At 70.8% G+C, this 18,583-nt stretch carries 18 protein-coding genes; 3 read left to right on the forward strand and 15 right to left on the reverse strand.

The window, feature by feature from the left end:
* Positions 1 to 512: 512 nt before the first annotated feature.
* From proC to PUT80_RS44730, 8 genes are all read right to left on the reverse strand, one after another.
* Complete coding sequence (proC, locus tag PUT80_RS44695; RefSeq protein ID WP_037818829.1) at positions 513 to 1,325, reverse strand: pyrroline-5-carboxylate reductase; 813 nt, start codon at positions 1,323 to 1,325, stop codon at positions 513 to 515.
* 23 nt (positions 1,326 to 1,348) lie between these two features.
* Positions 1,349 to 2,179, reverse strand: coding sequence for a thioesterase family protein (locus tag PUT80_RS44700; RefSeq protein WP_134663664.1), 831 nt, complete (start codon positions 2,177 to 2,179; stop codon positions 1,349 to 1,351).
* A 161-nt stretch (positions 2,180 to 2,340) separates the two neighbouring features.
* On the reverse strand, positions 2,341 to 3,144 hold the full coding sequence (locus tag PUT80_RS44705) for a sugar phosphate isomerase/epimerase family protein (protein WP_037818826.1): 804 nt from the start codon (positions 3,142 to 3,144) through the stop codon (positions 2,341 to 2,343).
* 34 nt (positions 3,145 to 3,178) lie between these two features.
* Positions 3,179 to 4,894, reverse strand: coding sequence for a hypothetical protein (locus tag PUT80_RS44710; protein ID WP_275295761.1), 1,716 nt, complete (start codon positions 4,892 to 4,894; stop codon positions 3,179 to 3,181).
* A 148-nt stretch (positions 4,895 to 5,042) separates the two neighbouring features.
* Positions 5,043 to 6,026, reverse strand: coding sequence for a Ppx/GppA phosphatase family protein (locus tag PUT80_RS44715; protein WP_037818825.1), 984 nt, complete (start codon positions 6,024 to 6,026; stop codon positions 5,043 to 5,045).
* A gap of 211 nt (positions 6,027 to 6,237) precedes the next feature.
* Entirely contained in the window at positions 6,238 to 6,927 is a 690-nt protein-coding gene (locus PUT80_RS44720) for a response regulator transcription factor (RefSeq protein ID WP_009071942.1), read from the reverse strand.
* Positions 6,924 to 8,162 (reverse strand): ATP-binding protein, encoded by a 1,239-nt coding sequence (locus PUT80_RS44725; RefSeq protein ID WP_037818823.1) that lies wholly within the window; start codon positions 8,160 to 8,162, stop codon positions 6,924 to 6,926. Before PUT80_RS44725 ends, PUT80_RS44720 begins: the two co-directional genes overlap by 4 nt.
* 150 nt (positions 8,163 to 8,312) lie before the next feature.
* Complete coding sequence (locus PUT80_RS44730) at positions 8,313 to 9,200, reverse strand: oxidoreductase (RefSeq protein ID WP_275295762.1); 888 nt, start codon at positions 9,198 to 9,200, stop codon at positions 8,313 to 8,315.
* Between the two features lie 75 nt (positions 9,201 to 9,275).
* On the opposite strand from PUT80_RS44730, the gene PUT80_RS44735 reads away from it, so the two are divergent.
* The 3 genes from PUT80_RS44735 (at position 9,276) to PUT80_RS44745 (ending at position 11,098) form a co-directional block, all read left to right on the forward strand.
* Complete coding sequence (locus PUT80_RS44735) at positions 9,276 to 9,902, forward strand: response regulator transcription factor (RefSeq protein ID WP_134733643.1); 627 nt, start codon at positions 9,276 to 9,278, stop codon at positions 9,900 to 9,902.
* Positions 9,899 to 10,804 (forward strand): hypothetical protein, encoded by a 906-nt coding sequence (locus PUT80_RS44740; protein ID WP_275295763.1) that lies wholly within the window; start codon positions 9,899 to 9,901, stop codon positions 10,802 to 10,804. The genes PUT80_RS44735 and PUT80_RS44740 overlap by 4 nt, the downstream gene beginning before the upstream one ends.
* 171 nt (positions 10,805 to 10,975) lie before the next feature.
* Positions 10,976 to 11,098, forward strand: coding sequence for a hypothetical protein (locus PUT80_RS44745; RefSeq protein ID WP_275295764.1), 123 nt, complete (start codon positions 10,976 to 10,978; stop codon positions 11,096 to 11,098).
* Between the two features lie 99 nt (positions 11,099 to 11,197).
* Here the strand turns inward: PUT80_RS44745 and PUT80_RS44750 are convergent, their stop codons facing one another.
* From PUT80_RS44750 to PUT80_RS44780, 7 genes are all read right to left on the reverse strand, one after another.
* Positions 11,198 to 11,947 (reverse strand): phosphoglyceromutase, encoded by a 750-nt coding sequence (locus PUT80_RS44750; protein WP_037818901.1) that lies wholly within the window; start codon positions 11,945 to 11,947, stop codon positions 11,198 to 11,200.
* 421 nt (positions 11,948 to 12,368) lie between these two features.
* Complete coding sequence (locus PUT80_RS44755; RefSeq protein ID WP_275295765.1) at positions 12,369 to 13,199, reverse strand: DUF4349 domain-containing protein; 831 nt, start codon at positions 13,197 to 13,199, stop codon at positions 12,369 to 12,371.
* Between the two features lie 66 nt (positions 13,200 to 13,265).
* A complete protein-coding gene (locus PUT80_RS44760) occupies positions 13,266 to 13,778 on the reverse strand; it encodes a YbjN domain-containing protein (protein ID WP_275295766.1) in 513 nt (170 codons plus the stop codon).
* On the reverse strand, positions 13,775 to 15,073 hold the full coding sequence (gene mshA / locus PUT80_RS44765; RefSeq protein ID WP_051729643.1) for a D-inositol-3-phosphate glycosyltransferase: 1,299 nt from the start codon (positions 15,071 to 15,073) through the stop codon (positions 13,775 to 13,777). The genes PUT80_RS44760 and mshA overlap by 4 nt, the downstream gene beginning before the upstream one ends.
* 13 nt (positions 15,074 to 15,086) lie before the next feature.
* Positions 15,087 to 15,908: an alpha/beta fold hydrolase gene (locus PUT80_RS44770; RefSeq protein ID WP_275295767.1), complete on the reverse strand. Its 822-nt coding sequence runs from the start codon at positions 15,906 to 15,908 to the stop codon at positions 15,087 to 15,089.
* A 28-nt stretch (positions 15,909 to 15,936) separates the two neighbouring features.
* Positions 15,937 to 17,124 carry an Ig-like domain-containing protein gene (locus PUT80_RS44775; RefSeq protein WP_275295768.1) on the reverse strand — a complete coding sequence of 396 codons (1,188 nt, stop codon included), beginning with the start codon at positions 17,122 to 17,124 and terminating at the stop codon, positions 15,937 to 15,939.
* Between the two features lie 174 nt (positions 17,125 to 17,298).
* Positions 17,299 to 18,354 carry a UDP-N-acetylmuramate dehydrogenase gene (locus tag PUT80_RS44780; RefSeq protein WP_275295769.1) on the reverse strand — a complete coding sequence of 352 codons (1,056 nt, stop codon included), beginning with the start codon at positions 18,352 to 18,354 and terminating at the stop codon, positions 17,299 to 17,301.
* Positions 18,355 to 18,583: the final 229 nt, after the last annotated feature.

Consider the following 18,583-nt stretch of genomic DNA (forward strand, 5'->3'; position numbering starts at 1 on the left):
ATCTCTTGCTCACCGGCGGGGGCACGGTCTTCACGAAGGTCTCAACAAACCCAGGCCCCACGAGTGCTCACCCACCAGCAGCCACCACATCCGAGCCTGCCAAACCCGCCCGAACACAACCCATTAGGGCTCCTTGAGGGAATCAGATTCCCTCAAGGAGCCCTTCACGGACCTCGCCTCCCGCGCACCCACCCGCCGCCAGCGGGACGCAGCCATCCGCGAGCGCGGCGCGTGACGCTGCCCTCGGCCGAGGAGCGCGGTCGGGCTGGTGCGGAGGTCGTGAGGGGAACCCTGACGGAATCTGATTCCCTCAGGGTGCCCCTCACGGACGTCAACCGGAGCGGAAAGCAACGCGGCCCCGTCGACGCTGCGTCTCGCCGCACCAACGCCACCCGCCGCGCCACTGAGAAACCCCAATGCGGCATTGGGTGCATGCGACGCACCGAACGCCACATTGGGTGCGTCAGATGCACCCAATGTGGCATTGGGGCGGTCCGGACGGAGGCGGGCGATCAGTTCTCGTGGGCGCGCCCCAGCTCCTCCGAGCGGTCGCGGGCGGCCTCGATCGCGTCGAGCAAAGCCGCGCGCACGCCGTGCTTCTCCAGCTCGCGGATCGCGTTGATGGTGGTCCCGGCGGGGGACGTCACCGCCTCGCGCAGCAGTACCGGGTGGTCTTGGCCCTCGGCCAGCATCTTCGCCGCGCCGACCGCCGACTGGATGATCAGCTGTCCGGCCAGCGCGCGCGGCAAACCGAGCAGGATGCCCGCGTCGATCATGGCCTCGACCAGGTAGAAGAAGTACGCCGGGCCGGATCCGGACAGTGCGGTCACCGCGTCCTGCTGCCGCTCCGGCACCTCGACGACCTGGCCGACATGCGACAGCAGTTCCTTGACCGTGGCGACGTGCGCGGGCGTCGCGTGCTGGCCGGGTGAGATCGCACTCATCGCCTCGCCTACCAGCATCGGGGTGTTCGGCATCACGCGGACCACCGGCACGCCCTCAGCGAGCCGGCGTTCGTACAGCGCGGTCGGCAGCCCTGCGCACAGCGAAACGACCAGCGACGACGGACCGAGCAGCGGGGCCAGCTCGTCCAGCACCGGCTCGATGTCCTGTGGCTTCACCGCGACCACGAGGATGTCCGCGCGCCGCGCCGCGTCCGCGACGGTCGCCGCTTTCATGCCCGGGTAGCGCGTTTCCAGCTCGCGCGCCCGCTCCTCGTACCGCTCGGTGAAGAGCAGGTCGCCTGGCTCGTGGCCGCCGTTGAGCAGGCCCGACAGCAGGGCTTCGCCGATCTTTCCCGCACCCAGCACCGCGATCACACTCATGCGGCCAGCGTGCCAAACGCTGCTCAGCCGCCCGGTGCCGGGGCGAGCGCCAGCTGCCGCACCTGCGCGACGAGGCGGCCTTGGGAGTCCACGACGGTCGCGTCCGAGTCGAACCACGGCTCGTGCACCGAGCGCGATTCGACGAGGATCCGCAGCCAGCCAGGGGCCGGGCGGGTGCGCAGCAGCGAGGTCAGCTGGACCGTCGGCGCCCAGCCGTGCCTGCCGAGGTTCGCCACCACCGGCGGGTTGAGGTCGCCTGCCAGCAGCGAGAAGTACACGTCGGGCTGGCCTACGCGCGGACGCGCCCACATCCGCAGCCGGGGCGGGTCGCCGGTGCGTCCGGTGAGGAATCCCGCGGTCGCCGCGTCCAGGCGGACGTCGCAGGCGGCGGACAGGTGGAACGGGCCTTCCGGAGTGTCCTTGCCGAGCTGCGGCGCGTTCGACGGCGGTTCGGCGGGCATCTGCGGCAGGTCCGTCCATTCGGAACGGCGCATCGGCAACCGGCCGACCGTGACCCTCGCCTCGACGCAGGCCCGGCCGCGCTGTTCGAGCGACACCGCGACCACCGAAACCCGGCGGCCGACCTTGCGCACGTCCGCGCGCAGCAGCACCGGGCCGAGCGCGGGCGCGTGCAGGAATTCGGTGCTCACCGCGAGCGGATCGACGGTCGCGTCCCCACGCTCGTGCAACGCGGCGGCGGCGGTTTTCGCCAGCAACGCCACCAGGAACCCGCCGTGCGGATGGACCCCGATCGACCATTCCGACCGCAACGTCGCGGTGAACGTGCCGTCTCCGAGCGACCGCACTGAGGTGGCCCCGTCGAAGGCGGTCGCGGTGTCGTCGGCCGCGCTCACGGACGACCGGCCACGGCGATACGGCGCGTGGAACCGGGTCCGGCGAAATCTGGAGACGGCGATGGCAACGAGGTCACGCCCGCACTTTACGGTGCCCGGCCGCCTTTGCGAGCCGAGCAGGGCAGGGACCGCCCGGACAGCCGAGCAAGATCACCCAGGGATCATTGCCCCAGATGCAACCGGGCGAACAACAGCGCCTCGGCCAACGCCCGCGCCCGCGCCGCCGCCCCCGTGGCATGCCGGGTGTTGACCTCCAGCACCACCTGCCCGGCGAACCCGTCACTGACCAGCTTCTCCAGCAACTCCGCACACGGCTGCCCGCCATGCCCCGGAATCAGGTGCTCGTCCTTCGGAATCCCGGTCCCGTCCGCCAGATGGACGTGGCTCAACCCCGCCCCCATCCGGTCCGCGAGCGCGAGCGCGTCCATCCGCGCCGCGGCCGAATGCGACAGATCCAAGGTGTAGTGCCGGAATCCGACGTCCGTGGGGTCGATCGACGGCCGGAACGCCGACACGCGCGCATCACGCGACCCGCCGGGCGGGCGGACCTTGAACATGTTCTCCACCGCGACGTCCACGCCGCTGGCGTCCTCGAGCTCGTCCACAAGATCGCCGAACGCGTCGCCGTAGCGCCGCTGCCAGCGGAACGGCGGATGCACCACGACCGTGCGCGCACCGAGTTCCAGCGCGGCGTCCACGGAACGGCGCAGGCGCACCTCCGGATCGGGCGACCAGATCCGCTGCGTGATCAGCAGCGACGGCGAATGCACCGACAGCACCGGCATCCCGGTGCGCCGCGACCAGCGCCGGATCGCCGAGACGTCCTGGCTGATCGGATCCGCCCAGACCATGACCTCGACGCCGTCGTAGCCGAGATCGGCGGCCAGCTCGAACGCCGCGCCCGCGCGCAGCGGCCACACCGAGGCGGTGCTCAGACCCACGGGGACGGGCGCGCTCTCACTCACGCGCCCATCCTGCCCCAGGGTCCTTCGCGGCGGACTACTTGGCCACCAGCAACAGCGCCGCGGGCGACACCGTCACCACCAACCCGACGAGAATCGCCAGCAGGGTCGTCTGCAGGTCCTCGGCACGGCGGATCTTCCGCACGATCCAGACCAGCGCGACGATCACCAGCAACGCACCGACGAGCGCGGCGGGCGCGAGGTTGACCCACAGCCAGTTGAAGCCCAGCCACACGGCGGCGCCGCCGACGACGCCCAGCGCGAGCTGTCCGGCCAGCGTCAGCCACTGCTTGCCCGCGGACACCTCGGGTTCCGGCTCGGCTTCGGCCTCCGGAGCGTCCTCGGCGACGGCTTCCTCGGGGTAGTCGTCGTACTCGTCGCCTTCGGCGTAACCGTCGGCGTGCTCGTAGCCCTCGGCGTGCTCGTACCCGTAGCCGTCGTCGCCCTCGAAGTCCGGCTGGCCGTCGGGGTAACCGGACGGCTCGGCGAACTCGCGCTCGTACTCGGCCAGGTCGTCGTCGACCGGGTCCTTGGCGCCCGGAGCGAACGGCATCGGGGCCGGGTAGCCCGCGGTCGGCGGGCCCGCGTCGTAGTCCGCGGCGGCGGGCGGGTACTCGTCCTCGTAGCCGTCGTCGACGTAGTCGTCCTCGGCGTACTCCTCGGCCGGTTCCGGCTCCGCACCGGCGGGCGGGACGGCCGGCATCATGCCGACCTCGGTGTCCTCCAGCTGCTCCGCTTGCCGACGCTGGCGCCAGCCGGCGAGACCCGCTGGGGGCGCGTCTTCGGCGACGCCCTCAGCGGGCGGGCCGTCGATCGCGTCGAACTGCTCGGTGTGCGGCTCCTGCTTCGGCGCCGGACGACGGGCCGGAGCCCGCCGAGGCCGGTTCGGGGCCGGCGAGGCGCCAGGCGCGGGGAACGCACCGCTCGCCATCGGCGGCGCGGGCGGTTCCGGGGCGTCGCCGTCGAGACCGTCGAGCCGGGCAGCCAAGCCACCGTCCTGCGGCGGGGGCGGCGGAGCCTGCGGCGCCGGCCGACGGCGGACCGGCGGCACCGCGCCGCGAGTCTCCTCGTCGGCGGCCTGCGGACGCGGCGGACGGCCGCGCGGCGGCACCGGCATCTGGCCGGATTCCTGCGGCGGAGCGGGCGGACGCACGTAGCCGGAGTCCTGCGGCGCGGCGGGGCGCAGGTAGCCGGTCCCCTGCGGACCTGGCGCGGGCGGTGCGGGACGGGCGAACTGGCCCGACTCCTGCGGCGGCGCGGGCGGACGCACATAGGCCGAATCCTGCTGGCCGTTGGCAGGTCGCGGGTACTGCCCGGACTCCTGCGGCGGAGCAGGCGGACGCACGTACGCGGAGTCCTGCTGGCCGTTCGGAGCCGGGTACTGCCCCGACGGCTGGCCGTTCATCGGCGGCGGCCCGGCGTCCTGCGGCGCGGGGTACTGCCCCGAAGGCTGCTGCCCGGGACGCGGGTACTGGCCCGATTCCTGCGGACCGGGCCGCGGGGCCGCGTCCGGACGGCGGCGGCCGCCCGGGGGACGCGAAGGAGGCGGCGGGGTGCCGCCCTCGGACGCCACCCGGTCGATGATCGCCTGCGGTCCGGTGTCGGTGAGGCCCGAGCGCCGCGGGGCGGCCTCGTCCTCGTCATCGGCCGCCCTGCGCCTGCGTCGCCGTCCGCCGTCGACCTGCTGCCCGTGCTGGGCGAGCAGTTCGGCCACGGTCTTCTGGGGCTGGTCGCCGCCGGTCTGGTCCGTCATACCGTGCTGTCCAAAGCGCGCTCGGGGTTGGTTGTGGTCACTCGGGCACACCCGCCTCCGGAGCCGCGCGCAATCGACACCGTGCAGTGCATGTCCGTCACCTCTTCACCGTGCCTGGTCTTCGTCGGCCAAGTCCAGTCCGCTGCTGTCACCGGTCCTCCCCGCTCGCCGAAACGCCGGAGATCGCGGTTCCAGTTTCGTCCGACCCATTGGCGTGGTCCAACCGCCGCAGGATGACACCCTCTCGCAGCGCCCAGGGACAAATCTCCAACTCCGTGAGAGAGAGCGCCCGCATCGCGGCCTGCGCCACCAGCGCGCCCGCCACGAGCTGGTGCGACCGGCTCCCGCTGACGCCTTCCAGCTGGGCCAGATCCGCGGCGGTCATCCGCGAAATGAAGGCGATGAGCTGGCGAAGGGCAGTGTCGGTGAGCGTACGGCGCACGCGGGGGCCCGCCGCCGAGGGGGCCGCCCCGGTCAGCCGGGCGAGCGAGCGGAACGTCTTGGACGTCGCCACGACCCGGTCCGGAAGGCCCTGGCCGGCGACCTTTTTCGCGAGCCCGGCGAGCTGGTCCTCGAGCCAGGCCGACGTCGCGACGACCTCGGACCGGGTGGGCGGGTCGTTGCGGAAGCGGGTGCGGGTGGTGCGCCCGGCTCCCAGCGGAAGCGACTCGGCGAGTTCGGGTTCCTCGTCGCGGCCCATCGCGACCTCGAACGACCCGCCGCCGATGTCCAGCACCAGCAGTTTCCCGGCCGACCAGCCGTACCACCGGCGCACCGCCAGGAAGGTGAGCCGCGCCTCGTCCTCGCCGGACAGCACGCGCAGGTTGACGCCGGTCTCGGCGCCTACCCTGGCCAGCACCTTCGCCGAGTTCTTCGCCTCGCGCACCGCGGACGTCGCGAACGCCAGCACGTCCTCGCAGCCGAGCCGCGCGGCCGCGGCCTTGGCCGATTCGACCGCCCGGACCAGGCCGTCCTCGCCGGGACGGCTCAATTCGCCGGAGCCGGTGAGCTGTTCGGCCAGCCGCAGCATCGTCTTCTCGGAGTGCATCGGGGTCGGGTGGGCGCCACGGTGGGCGTCGACCACGAGCAAGTGGACGGTATTGGAACCGACGTCGAGTACCCCTAGGCGCACGAGGATTCAGCGTACCGGTCCCAGCGCCAGGTCTCGAAACTGTAACCAACTCCACTCGGATCAACATCGACTCAGCGTGCGCTATCCGGCACGGTGTGCGCAGAAACCCGGACAAAAGCCGTGAAGGACTCCTTGCGGGAATCAGATTCGCGCAAGGAGCCCTTCACGGACCGGTTGTCCCGGCGGACCCCGCGTTCCGCCGGGAGACCGCTCAGGTCTCGAACTTGTAGCCGAGCCCGCGCACGGTCACCAGGTGCCGCGGCGAACCCGGATCCGGCTCGATCTTCGAGCGGAGCCGCTTCACGTGGACGTCGAGCGTCTTGGTGTCGCCGACGTAGTCCGCGCCCCACACCCGGTCGATCAACTGGCCGCGGGTGAGCACCCGGCCGACGTTGCGCAGCAGGTACTCCAGCAGGTCGAACTCCTTGAGCGGCAACGAAACCTCGCCGCCGTCCACGGTCACCACGTGCCGTTCGACGTCCATCCGCACCGGTCCGGCCGAGAGCACCAGCGGCGCGAGTTCGCCGTCGCTGCCCGGCTCGCCGCCGCGGCGCAGCACCGCGCGCACCCGCGCGATCAGCTCGCGCGCGGAGTACGGCTTGGTCACGTAGTCGTCGGCGCCGAGTTCCAGCCCGACGACCTTGTCGATCTCGCTGTCGCGCGCGGTCACCATGATCACCGGCACCGCGGAGCGCTGCCGCAGCTGCTTGCACACGTCGGTGCCGCTCATCCCGGGCAGCATCAGGTCGAGCAGCACGATGTCCGCGCCGTTGCGGTCGAACTCTTCCAGCGCCTGCTGGCCGGTCACCGCGACCGCCGCGGTGAAACCCTCCTTGCGCAGCAGGAAGGCGAGCGGGTCGGCGAAGGACTCTTCGTCCTCGACTATGAGAACCCTCGTCACAGGTTTCCTCCATGGTCTGGGCTGGAGACTTCCTGCCCGGTTGCCACGAGCCGGGGTGTCCGCTCGGGGGTCTTGTCCGGCCGCGCGGGCGCGGCCTTGCGTGCGGTGTCGGCGGGTTCGGTGCGCACGTGCGCCGGGATGCGCAGGGTGAACGTCGACCCGGTGCCGGGACGGCTCCACAGGCCGACCGAACCGCCGTGGTTGGCCGCGACGTGTTTCACGATCGCCAGTCCGAGGCCGGTGCCGCCGGTGGCGCGCGAACGGGCTTTGTCCGCCCGGTAGAAGCGTTCGAACACGCGCTGCTGCTCGTCCTCGGCGATGCCGATGCCGCGGTCGGTCACCGCGATCTCGACCATGCCGTCGGCGAGCCGGCGCGAGATCGACACCGGGCTGCCCGCCGACGAGTACGCGACGGCGTTCTCCAGCAGGTTCGACAATGCGGTGACCAGCAGCGTCCGGTCGCCCTCGATGAGCAGGCCGCTCGGGGTGTCGGTGGTGATGGTGATGTCGGCGGATTCCGCGGACAGCGTGGTGCGCCCGAGCGCCTCGCGCACGACGGCGTCGACCTCGACCACGTTGAGGTCCGGCAGCCGTTCGGCGCCCTGGAGGCGGGACAGCGCGATGAGTTCGGTGACGAGCTGGCCGAGCCGGGTGGACTCGCGCAGGATCTTGCCGCCGAAGCGGCGGACCTCCTCCACGTCCTCGGCGGCGTCCAGCACGGCCTCGGTGAGCAGCGCGATCGCGCCGACCGGGGTCTTGAGCTCGTGGCTGACGTTCGCGACGAAATCGCGGCGGACCGCCTCCAGCCGGATCGCCTCGGAGTGGTCGACGGCCTCGACGACGGTGAACCCGTCGCCGAGCGGCCGGACCTCGCCGAGCACCGCCTCCGGCTGGCGGCGGCCGCGGCTCTCCAGCGGCGAGAGGTCGACCTCCATCGGCTCGTCGGTCTCGACCACCTGCTCGGCGGCCTTGCGCGCCCGCGGATCCGCCTGGTTGACGCGCACCAGGCCGAGTTCGTACGCCCGCGGGTTGTGCAGCACGAGGTCGCCGAACCGGTTGAGCACGATGACGCCGTTGTTGGACGAGCGGATCAGCCGTTCGAGGAGTTCGGCGACGGTCGGGCCGAGGGGCCGGGCCGCCTCGCGCCGGGCTCGCACCCTGGCCGCGAGGAAACCGGCGACCGCGCCGACGACAAGAGCGCCGATGGCCGTCAGCAGGACAACAGGCGTGGTCACGGGGGAATCGTAAGCATCCCGGTAGCCTTCCGGCCTAGTCCTGGAAGCCCTGTCGTGAGGCGAGTGACACCTGAGGGGTACATATTCGCCTCGGGGTCAGGCCCCGTTCACCCGATCGAGATCTTCCGGCCAAATCGACGCGCTCGGTGTTCAGCGTGCTGAATAGTCCTCGAGGGTTTTGAGGTCCTCGTCGGTCAGTTCGAGCGCCGCCGCGGCGACGTTCTGCTCCAGGTGTGCCGGGTCACCCGTGCCGGGGATCGCCAGCACGTGCGGGCCCTGCGCGAGCGTCCACGCCAGCCGCACCTGAGCGTCCGTCGCGTCGTGCCGCCGCGCGACCTCAGCGACCCGCTCGCCCGCGTCGGACTGTCCGCTCGCGACCGCGAAGAACGGCACGAACGCCACGCCCTGTTCGCCGCACAGCCGCAGCAGTTCGTCGTCCTCGCGGCGGGCGGACAGGCCGTACTGGTTCTGCACGCACACCACCGGCGCGATCGCCTGGGCCTCGGCGAGGTGTTCGGCGCTGACGTTGGAAATCCCCAGCTCGCCGATCAGCCCCTCGGCGCGCAGTTCGGCCAGCGCGCCGAAGTGCTCGGCGAGGGAACCGGTGCCGCGGTCGAGGCCGGTGCCGATGCGCAGGTTGACGACGTCGATGCGCTCGCGGCCGAGTTCGCGCAGGTTCTGCTCGACCTGGCCGCGCAGTTCGTCGGGGCGGGCGAACGGCCGGAACTGGCCGGATTCGTCGCGCGACGGGCCGACCTTGGTGGTCAGCACGAGGTCGTCGCCGTACGGGGCGAGCGCGGCCTTGATCAACGCGTTGGCCGACCAGGTGGCTCCGAAGTAGAACGCCGCGGTGTCGATGTGGTTCACGCCCAGTTCCACGGCCCGGCGCAGCACCGAAATCGCGCGGTCGGCGTCGACCGGTGCGTTCGGATCGAGCGAACCGCCGAGCCGCATCGAACCGAAGCCGAGCCGGTTGACGGTGCGGGAGCCGAGCTGCCAGGTGCCCGCGGCGGCGGCGGGAAGAGTCGTTTCGGTCATGTCTCCAGCGTGCTTCGCGGCCGGCCGCCGCGGCGGGTTTGGCAGCAAGCTGCCAACGCGGGAACACTGGACGACGTGCCCCGAGCCGAGGAAGTCGCGAGCATCCGCGACGAGCGAGAACTGGTCGAGCGCGCCGGACACCTGCTCGCCGGAGCCGACGAGTTCGCCTGCGCCGCGAACGACCTGCACACCTGGTCCGCGATGCAGAAATTCGCCCAGGAGCTGCCGAAAGAGCGGAAGCTGCGGGTTCGCAAGGTCTACCTGTCGCGAGTCATGCTCGACCCGGCGGGAGCCGAGCACCTGCGGATGCTGCAGCGGCTCGGCGCGGAAGTCCGGATCAGCGACCACGAGATCAACGAGACGATCCTGCTCGACGGCCGCGTCGCGATCCTCGCCGCCGGCCCCGGCTACAACGTCGTGACCGCCCCGGATCTGGTCCGGGGCATCTCGTCGCTGTTCGAGGCCGCCTGGCGCTCGTCGACCGCGATGGAGGCGTACGAAACGCGGTTCGCCGAGCTGCGGCAGTACACGCCGCAGCTGCTGGACCTGCTGTCTTCCGGTTCCACCGACGAGAAGGCGGCCCGGGCGATGGGCGTCGGGCTGCGGACGTACCGTCGGCGGGTGGCCGAATTGATGGATGTCCTGGGTGCGACGTCGCGGTTCCAAGCAGGCGCTCTCGCGAGGGAGGCGGGCCTGCTGTGAGGCGCGCTGTTCTCGCCGCGGCCTTGCTCACCGCGGGATGCTCCGCGTCCCAGCAACCCGCGTCGCCCGCGCCTGCTCCCGAGCCGGCGAATGTGGCCTATGTGGACGCCAAGGCGACCAGCGACGCGGTGTCCGGCGTCAAAAAGGCCATGGAGACGGCGTTCAGCTACGACTCCACGAAGCCGGACGAGGTCGCGAAAACCGAGCAGGAGTACCTGACCGGCGGGGCCCGCGCGCAGTTCGACAAGACCTTCGCCGAGGTCCGCACCGAGCCGGTCACCACGCAGACGCAGGTGCTCGAAACCGGTCTGGCCGAGCTGACCCCGGACCACGCGCGGATGCTGGTGGTGGCCGCGCAGCACAGCAAACGCCCCGACGGAGCCAAAAATCAGGGCGTCGCGCTCATCCTGGTCACCGCGGGCAAGGCGAACGGGCACTGGCAGCTGCAGGATCTGAACTTCGACCCGCGCGGAAAGCTCACCGCCGCGCCCAGCCCCGCGGACAGCCTCGCCACGACCCGGGACGCCGCGGTCGACGCGGCCGTCCGGGAGGGCGGGATCCTGATGACCATCGACCCGAAGGACATCGACGGCAGCTACGCGAAGTGGGAAAAGGTGGCCGCTGACCCGCTGCTGTCGCAGTTCCGGCAGAGCCGTCAGGAAACCGTGGACAGCATCCGCAAGACCGGGAAGAAGGCGGCCTTCGGCGCGGATTCGACCGCCGCGCTGACCGAACTCAGCCAGGACGGCACCAAGGCGTCGGCGGTGCTGTCGGCGTTGGTGACGACGAGCGGCGGCCAGAACCCCGGAGAAAACCGGCTGCCGGTCCACCTCGACCTCGTCCGGCAGGGCACCGAGTGGAAGGTGTCCGGGATCCGGGCGTTATACGGCGAGGGCTCGTGAGCGGCAGCTAGAAGCGGCCCCCGCCGCGCCGTGCTCGTGAGCGGCATCCGGTTCTCACCGGCAACGCCGCTCACGAGCAGGCCAGCAGCGGAAGGGCTCAGCGCCCCTGGTTCGCGACCGCGGCGGCGGCTTCCTTCGCCGCCTCCGGGTCCAGGTACTCGCCGCCCGCCGGTGACGACGAGCGGCGGTCAGAACCCCGGAGAGAACCGGCTGCCGGTCCACCTCGACCTCGTCCGGCAGGGCACTGAGTGGAAGGTGTCCGGGATCCGGGCGCTGTCCGGCGAGGGCTCGTGAGCGGCGGCTAGAAGCGGCCCCCGCCGCGCCGTGCTCGTGAACGGCAATTCCGGTTCTCACCGGCAACGCCGCTCACGAGCAGGCCAGCAGCGGAAGGGCTCAGCGCCCCTGGTTCGCGACCGCGGCGGCGGCTTCCTTCGCCGCCTCCGGGTCCAGGTACTCGCCGCCCGCCTTGACCGGCTTGAGGTCCGCGGTCAGGTCGTAGCGCAGCGGGATGCCGGTCGGGATGTTCAGCGCGGCGATGGCGTCGTCGGAGATCCCGTCGAGGTGCTTGACCAGCGCGCGCAGCGAGTTGCCGTGCGCGGCCACCAGCACGGTGCGGCCTGCCTTGAGGTCGGGGACGATCGCCGACTCCCAGTACGGCAGCAGCCGGGCAACGACGTCCTTCAGGCATTCCGTCAGCGGGGCCTGGTCGCCGAGGTCGGCGTACCGCGCGTCGCCGGACTGGCTGAACTCGTCCTTCGGGTCGATGGCGGGTGGCGGCGTGTCGTACGAGCGGCGCCAGAGCATGAACTGCTCCTCGCCGAACTCGTCCAGCGTCTGCTTCTTGTTCTTGCCCTGCAGCGCGCCGTAGTGCCGCTCGTTGAGCCGCCAGTCGCGCTTGACCGGGATCCAGTGCCGGTCGGCGGCGTCGAGGGCGATGTTCGCCGTGCTGATCGCCCGGCGCAGCAGCGACGTGTGCACCACGTCCGGCAGCAGCCCCGCCTCGGCGAGCAGCTGCCCGCCCTGGCGCGCTTCGCGCTCGCCGGTCTCCGAAAGGGGCACGTCCACCCAGCCGGTGAACAGGTTTTCCGCGTTCCACGTGCTCTGCCCGTGCCGCAGCAGCACCAGGGTCCCAAGTTCGGCCATGGCCATCAGCCTGCCAGAACGGGTCCGCGCCGCCAGTAGTGCGTCCACCCCTCTACCCAGAGTGCGTTACCCGGGAGTAACACCTTCACCCGACGCGCAGCCGGGTTGCCGACAAGCAGGCAAAAGAGTGCAAGGCGCTGCACACTGTTATCCCCGTCAGCAAAGTTCACTCGAACGGAGTAACCAGTAGTCTTGTGATTACTGGTCGACATCTGACAGGTTGGGCATGTCCCGCTCAGCCGGATTCCACGCACTCCCGGCTGATCACGGGCAGTGACCGCGGCTCGTCTCCCCCCTGCCGAGCCGCGGCCCGCCGGCCCCGTTGGCATCCCCCTCGTCACCGGGTCCAGCAAGGCGGGACCTGCAGCGGGACGGCTCGAGATCGCGACTCCCCCCTCCCTCGAGCCGTTCCGCCAGCCCCTCACTCCGCGGGCCTGGCCTTCCGCCGCCGCAGCCACCAGAACACCGCGCCCGCCGGGATCCCGAACGCGATCAAGAACGGCAGCAAAACTCCGAGCACGCGCACGAGCCCGCTGCAGAAGACGACGAACGCGTCCCATCCCCCGGACAGCCCGGCGAGGAAGCCGCCCGTCTCCTCCGCCGCCGCGGCCGCCTGCTTCCTCACCGACAGCGACACGGTCGCCATCGCGACCTTCCCGGCCAGCGACGCCTGCTGCCGCTCCAGCGACTCCAGCGTGGCCTGCCTGCTGGTCAGCTCGCTCTCGACGGACGCGATCTCGGACACCGACTGCGCCTTCGCCAGCAGCGCGCGGATCCGCTCGACGCTCGCCCGCTGGGTCGCCAGCCGCGCGTCCACGTCGACCACCTGCGAGGTCACGTCCTGTGCGCTGATTTCCCGCCGTTTCACCTGGCCGAGCCCGCCCAGTTGCTCCAGCACGCCGTCGAGTTTCTCCGCGGGCACGGCCAAGGTCAGCGACGCGGAATCGTCCGTCGCGCTCTCCTGCCCGGCGTAGCCGCCCGCGCCGGTCGCGATCGCCTTGGCGCGGGACACGACGTCGTCGGTCTTCGGGGTGGTCAGTTCCAGCCGTGCGCTGCGCGCCAGCTTGCGATCAGTCGCGCCCGGCTCGGGCACCGACGCCTGCGCGTTGCCCTGCTTCGGCGCCGCCCCCTGCTCCTGCCGCTGCGCGGGCGCGACAGCCGACCTCGCCGAATCCGCGCTGGTGCCGCCGCTGCATCCGGCCAGCAGCAGCACCGCGGCTCCCGCGAGCACGTATCTCCATCGAGTCCGCATTCCCGTCTCCCTCCAGTCGTTGGCGGTGAGACGAAGCGACCGGGCGGACCCGTTGCACGGAATCGGTTACGACTCGGTCAACCCCGGTTCGTGCCCTCCGGCGGGTTCGGCGAGGTGTTTGAACGCCTGGAGGTTCGCCAGCGATTCGCCGCGCGAAACCCGCCAGTCCCATTCGCGCTTGATGGAGGTGGCGAACCCGATTTCCAGCAGGATGTTGAAATCGCCGTCGGCGGCCTCGAGCACCTGGCCGAGGATCTTGTCCAGTTCGGACTCGGTCACCGTCTCCTTGCCGAAGCGGCCGACCAGGTAGATGTCGCCGAGACTGTCCACTGTGTAGTGCACGCCGTAGAGCCGGGCGTTGCGCTGCAACAGGAACCGGTACACGTCCTCGTGCCGCTCGTCCGGACGGCGGCAGACGAACGCCTCCACCGAGAACGCGTGGTCGCCGTCCACGAGCCAGCAGTTGGTCTGCAGCTTCTTGGTTCCCGGCAACGTCACGAAATAACGGCCTTCGCCGCGACGGTCGTAGTTGAGCCCACTTGAGTCCAAAGTGGACTTGATAGTCGCGTCAAGGCTCACACTGCCACCTCCGCCCGCAGTTCCAGCGCCTGCCGGAACGCTCTGGTCGCTTGAGCATAGATGTCCAGCAGCGAATCCGTGGTGCGCCGCCAGGAAAACCGCTGCGCGTGCCGTACCGCGTTGGCCGCCAGTTCGGCCCGCCGGTCCGGCCGCAGCGCGACCGCGGCGAGCGCGTCGGCCCATTCCGCCGCGCCGTGCGACGGGACCAGCAGCCCGGAAACCCCGTGCGGCACCGCGACCGGCAGCCCGCCGACCTCCGCCGCCACCACCGGCGTGCCGCACGCCTGTGCTTCGAGCGCGACCAGACCGAAGGATTCGTTGTAGCTCGGCACCGCGACGACATCGGCCGCGCGGAACACCGTGCGCAGCTTCAGCCCGGTCTGCGGCGGCAGGAACCGCACCTGCTCGGCAATGCCCAGTGACACCGCCAGTTCCCGCAACGCCTGCGGCTGCTCCAACCCGGTCCCGGACGGCCCGCCGACGACCAAAACTACGAGCCGCGACGCCAATTCCGGCCGCTGCCGCAGCATTTCCGCCGCCGCGTGCAACAGGACGTCCGGAGCCTTGAGCGGCTGGATCCGTCCGGCGAAGGCGAGCACCACAGCATCTGGCGACAGGTTCAGCTCGCGACGCGCGTCCAGCTGCGAGCCGGGCGTGAACCGCTCGAGGTCGACGCCCGGCGGCACGGCGTGCACCGCGTGCGTCGCGGCACCGTAGAGATCGACCAGCTGCCGAGCCTCGACCTGCGTGTTCGCGACAAGGCAGTCCGCCTCCGCGACGACCTGCTCCTCGCCCATCACGCGCGTCCGCGGCTCGGGCTTGTCCCCCTCGGCGAGCAACGCGTTCTTGACCTTCGCCAGCGTGTGCGCGGTGTGCACGAGCGGCACGCCCCACCGGTCGCGGGCGAGCCAGCCGACCTGTCCGGACAGCCAGTAGTGCGAGTGGATCAGGTCGTAGTAGCCCGGCTCGTGAAACGCCTCCGCGCGCAGCACGCCCGAGGTGAACGCGCACAGCTGCGCGGGCAGCTCGTCGCGCGCCAGCGGCTCGAACGGCCCGGCCGGCACGTGCCGCACCGTGACGCCGGGAGCCAGCTCGGCCAGCGGCGGCTGCTCCGACGAGGTCGCCCGCGTGAAGACCTCGACCTCGATGCCGCGCCGCGCCATCTCCTGCGCGGTCTGGCTGACGTACACGTTCATCCCCCCGGCGTCGCCGGTGCCCGGCTGCTCGAGCGGAGAGGTGTGCACGGACAAGACCGCGATCCGGCGCGGCTCAGCGATGAATCCCTTGAGGGTCACCTGGTCACTCCTGCTACTCGGCTGCGTCCCCGGCGAACCGCCGCAGCACGGAGTTGAAGTCCTCCGGCTCCTCGACGAACGGCAGATGCCCGGCCTCAACGAACCAACGCAGGACCGCCCCCGGAATCTTCCCGGCCGAATACTCTGCCGCCGAAGGATCCACCACACCGTCGGCCGAACCGTGCACGACGAGCGCCGGCTTGTCGACCGCGGCAAGCACGTCACCACTGCCGATGTCCCGCCGGAACAGCGCGCCACGCACCGCGGGCGGCACCGAAAGCGAACTGCCGAGCATCGCCTGCGCGTACGCGCCAGGCACCTTCGGAGTGGCCTGGGCCCGAGTGAACTCGACCAGCGCGGGGATCGCCACCTCGGCGTCGTCCGAGAGCGCGGCGGGCAGCGCGGCCCGCATGATCGGCCCGGTCGCGCCGCCTTCGCGCTTGCGGCCGATCTCGGTGATCGCGCCCACCAGCACGATGCCGCCGAGCCGTGCGGTGCCGTGCTCGCGCAGGTAGTCGGCGATCACCAGCCCGCCGTAGGACCAGCCGACGACGATCGCGTCCGGACCGGCGAAGTCGAGCACCGCGGCGAGGTCGCCCGCCCACTGCGCGGGATCGTCGTAACCGCTGTCGGGCACGTCGGAGCCGCCGTGCCCGCGCAGGTCCATCGCGACGAGCCGGAACTGCCCGCTCAGCGCCGGATCGGCCAGCTGAGCGGACCAGGCCGCGGCGGACTGGGCCCAGCCGTGCACGAAGACGATCGGTCGCGCGTTGTCCGGGCCCTCGACGCGCAGTGCGATCCGCACGCCGCCTGCCCCGGTTACCTCAGTGTTCACTTCTACTTGTTAGCAGACGGCTAGTGGATCACTTCGCGGCCGACATCGACTTCCACGTCGACCAGTCGTAGAACCAGTCCTTGACGTCGGAGTTGGTCGGGCTGCCCAGCCGCGAACCGGTGACCTCGACCGGGTCGCCGATCATCGCCGAGTCGAAGTAGGCCTTGGCGTCCGCCTCGAGCAGGTTGACGCAGCCGTGCGAGTTGTTCGTCTTGCCGATCGCGGCCGCGTTGTCCTGGTTCTCGTGGATGAACTCGCCGTGGTTGGAGAACCGGCAGGCCCACTTCTTGTTGACGTTGGTGTAGCCGTAGCGGGCGTTGTCGAAGACCGCGTGCGGCTCCTTCGACATGATGATGAAGGTGCCGTTCGGGGTGTTGCGGTCGACGACCGAGTCCAGCCCGTTGGAGCACGGGTAGCTCGCGCTCTCCGCGCCGCCGCGGTAGACCTTCATCACGTGGTCCGGGGTGTTGATCTTGACCACCTGGTTGCGGCCGATCTTGAACTTGGTGCTGACGTCCGATTTCACGTAGACGCCTCCGCCGAGGTCGACGCCGTACAGGTTCGCCTCGACCTCGACGGTCGTGTTGGCGGGCCAGTACTCCTTGGGCCGCCAGTCCACCTGGTTCGCCGACAGCCAGGCCCACGAGCCCTCGACGTCCTTGCTGGTCTTGACCTTGAGCGCCTTCTCGACGGCGGCGCGGTCCTTCGGGGCGGCCCCGTTGAACTTCACGCTGATCGGCATCGCGACGCCGACCTCGGCGTCGTCGCCAGGGTTCAGCGTGGCGCGCACCGTCTTGGCCGGGCTGACCGTGGCGAAGGACCCCTTGAGCTCGGCGGGCCGCTGGTCGCTGCCGGTCGCCTTGGCCGCGTAGTTGTAGGTCTTGCCGTAGCCGAGCGGTTCGGAACTGGTCCAGGACAGGCCGTCGGGCGCGATCTCGCCCTTGATCTCGTCGCCGCCCTCGTTGGTGAGCTTGACCTCGGTCAGCTTGCCTTCGGTGACCTTCACCACCACCGGCTCGCGCACGCTCGCGTCCTTGGCCCCGACGGCGGGGGTCGCGGTGAGCTTCGCCACCGGGGCGACCGGCTTGCCGCCGTTGTCGCCGCTCCCGCCCTGCGGCACCGCCGTGCCGTCGTTGCTGCCGCCCGAGCACGCGGCGGCCAGCGCCGCCGCGCCGGTCGCGAGAACGGCCTTGAACACCGTACGGCGCTCGATCACGGTCCTACCTCCACTTGTCCCCCGCACCGGCTTCTCCCACGCAGAACAGCGCCGGTGAGCGATTCGACGTTACCTGCGAACCGGAAATTCCTCTTCACCCCGCAAGACGTTTCACCCGGTGTCCGGTTGCTGCCGGTTTACTGTCGATTGCTCACCCGGGTTACCCCGGATGCTTCAGAGCGAACAGTTGATCAGCAGTGGTTCCGGATACAGCCGCACCCCGAACCGAGCCTCGACCCCGTCGCGGACCTCGCGGGCCAGCGCGAGCAGATCGTCGGTGCTGGCCCCGCCACGGTTGGTAAGCGCGAGAGTGTGCTTGGTAGACAGCGAAACCCGACCCCCCGGCCCCGGGTACCCCTTGCCGAACCCGGCCCGCTCGATCAGCCACGCAGCGGACAACTTCACCCCGCCGCTCGCCGGATACTGCGGGATCTTCCCCTCGGTCGACTCCGCGATCCGGCTCAGCACCGCCGCGGCGTCTTCCTCGGGAACGATCGGATTGGTGAAGAACGACCCCGCACTCCAGGTGTCGTGATCGACCGGATCGAGCACCATCCCCTTGCCACGCCGCAGCCCAAGCACCGCTTCCCGAGCCCGCGCGGCGGGGACCTTCGCATCGATCTCGACACCCAGCGTGCGCGCCAACTCGGCGTACCGAATCGGCGCGGACTGCCCACTCGGATCGACCCGGAACCGCACACTCAGCACCACGCCCCGGTCGGTGCCCTTGAGCACACTGGTGCGATAAGCGAAGCCGAGCTCGTCAGCCTTGACCGTCCGCACCTCCTTCGCGCCCCGGTCGTACAACTCGACGGAGACGATCGACTCAGCCACCTCGCCGCCATACGCACCGACGTTCTGGATCGGCGTCGCCCCCACCGACCCCGGAATGCCGGAGAGACACTCGAGCCCACCTAGACCGTTGTCGACGAGCGCAGCGACGAACGCGTCCCACTCCTGCCCGGCCGCCACCTCGACGATGTCGCCATCACGGGTCCACCCGGTGTTGGCGATCCGCACGAGGGTGCCGTCGAAGCCTTCATCACCGACCACGAGGTTCGACCCGCCCCCGAGCAGCAACACCGGCTCGCCCGCGTCGTCGGCATCACGCACAGCAGCAACAAGCTCGGCAGCGGTGGCCGCAGTGACGAACCGACGCACCGGCCCACCGAGACGGAGGGTGGTGAAGTCGGCGAGGAAAGCCCGACCAGGCGTTTCAGCGATGTCCACAAAGCTTGACGGTACTGCCCACCCCACCCACCCCCATCGACCCGTCCGTGAGGGCCACCCTCACAGCCCCTGATTCCCTCAGGGCCCCCCTCACGTCCCTAAACCGCAGCCGATGCACCCAACGAGCGAGGCACCCAGCCCCTCCCCCGCACCCCGATACGAAGCTCCCCTGCGGTTCGGGGGTGCTTGTCAAGGCATCTTTCCCGCCTTGACAAGCACCCCCGAACCG

Origin of the sequence: Amycolatopsis sp. La24 (genome assembly GCF_029087445.1) — a bacterium.
Lineage (GTDB): Bacteria > Actinomycetota > Actinomycetes > Mycobacteriales > Pseudonocardiaceae > Amycolatopsis > Amycolatopsis nivea.

What these genes read in the sequence shown, in the direction of transcription:
- proC (WP_037818829.1), bottom strand. Translation starts at nt 1,325, where the DNA reads ATGAGTGTGATCGCGGTGCTGGGTGCGGGAAAGATCGGCGAAGCCCTG.
- PUT80_RS44710 (WP_275295761.1), bottom strand. Translation starts at nt 4,894, where the DNA reads ATGACGGACCAGACCGGCGGCGACCAGCCCCAGAAGACCGTGGCCGAA.
- PUT80_RS44730 (WP_275295762.1), bottom strand. Translation starts at nt 9,200, where the DNA reads ATGACCGAAACGACTCTTCCCGCCGCCGCCGCGGGCACCTGGCAGCTC.
- PUT80_RS44750 (WP_037818901.1), bottom strand. Translation starts at nt 11,947, where the DNA reads ATGGCCGAACTTGGGACCCTGGTGCTGCTGCGGCACGGGCAGAGCACG.
- PUT80_RS44755 (WP_275295765.1), bottom strand. Translation starts at nt 13,199, where the DNA reads ATGCGGACTCGATGGAGATACGTGCTCGCGGGAGCCGCGGTGCTGCTG.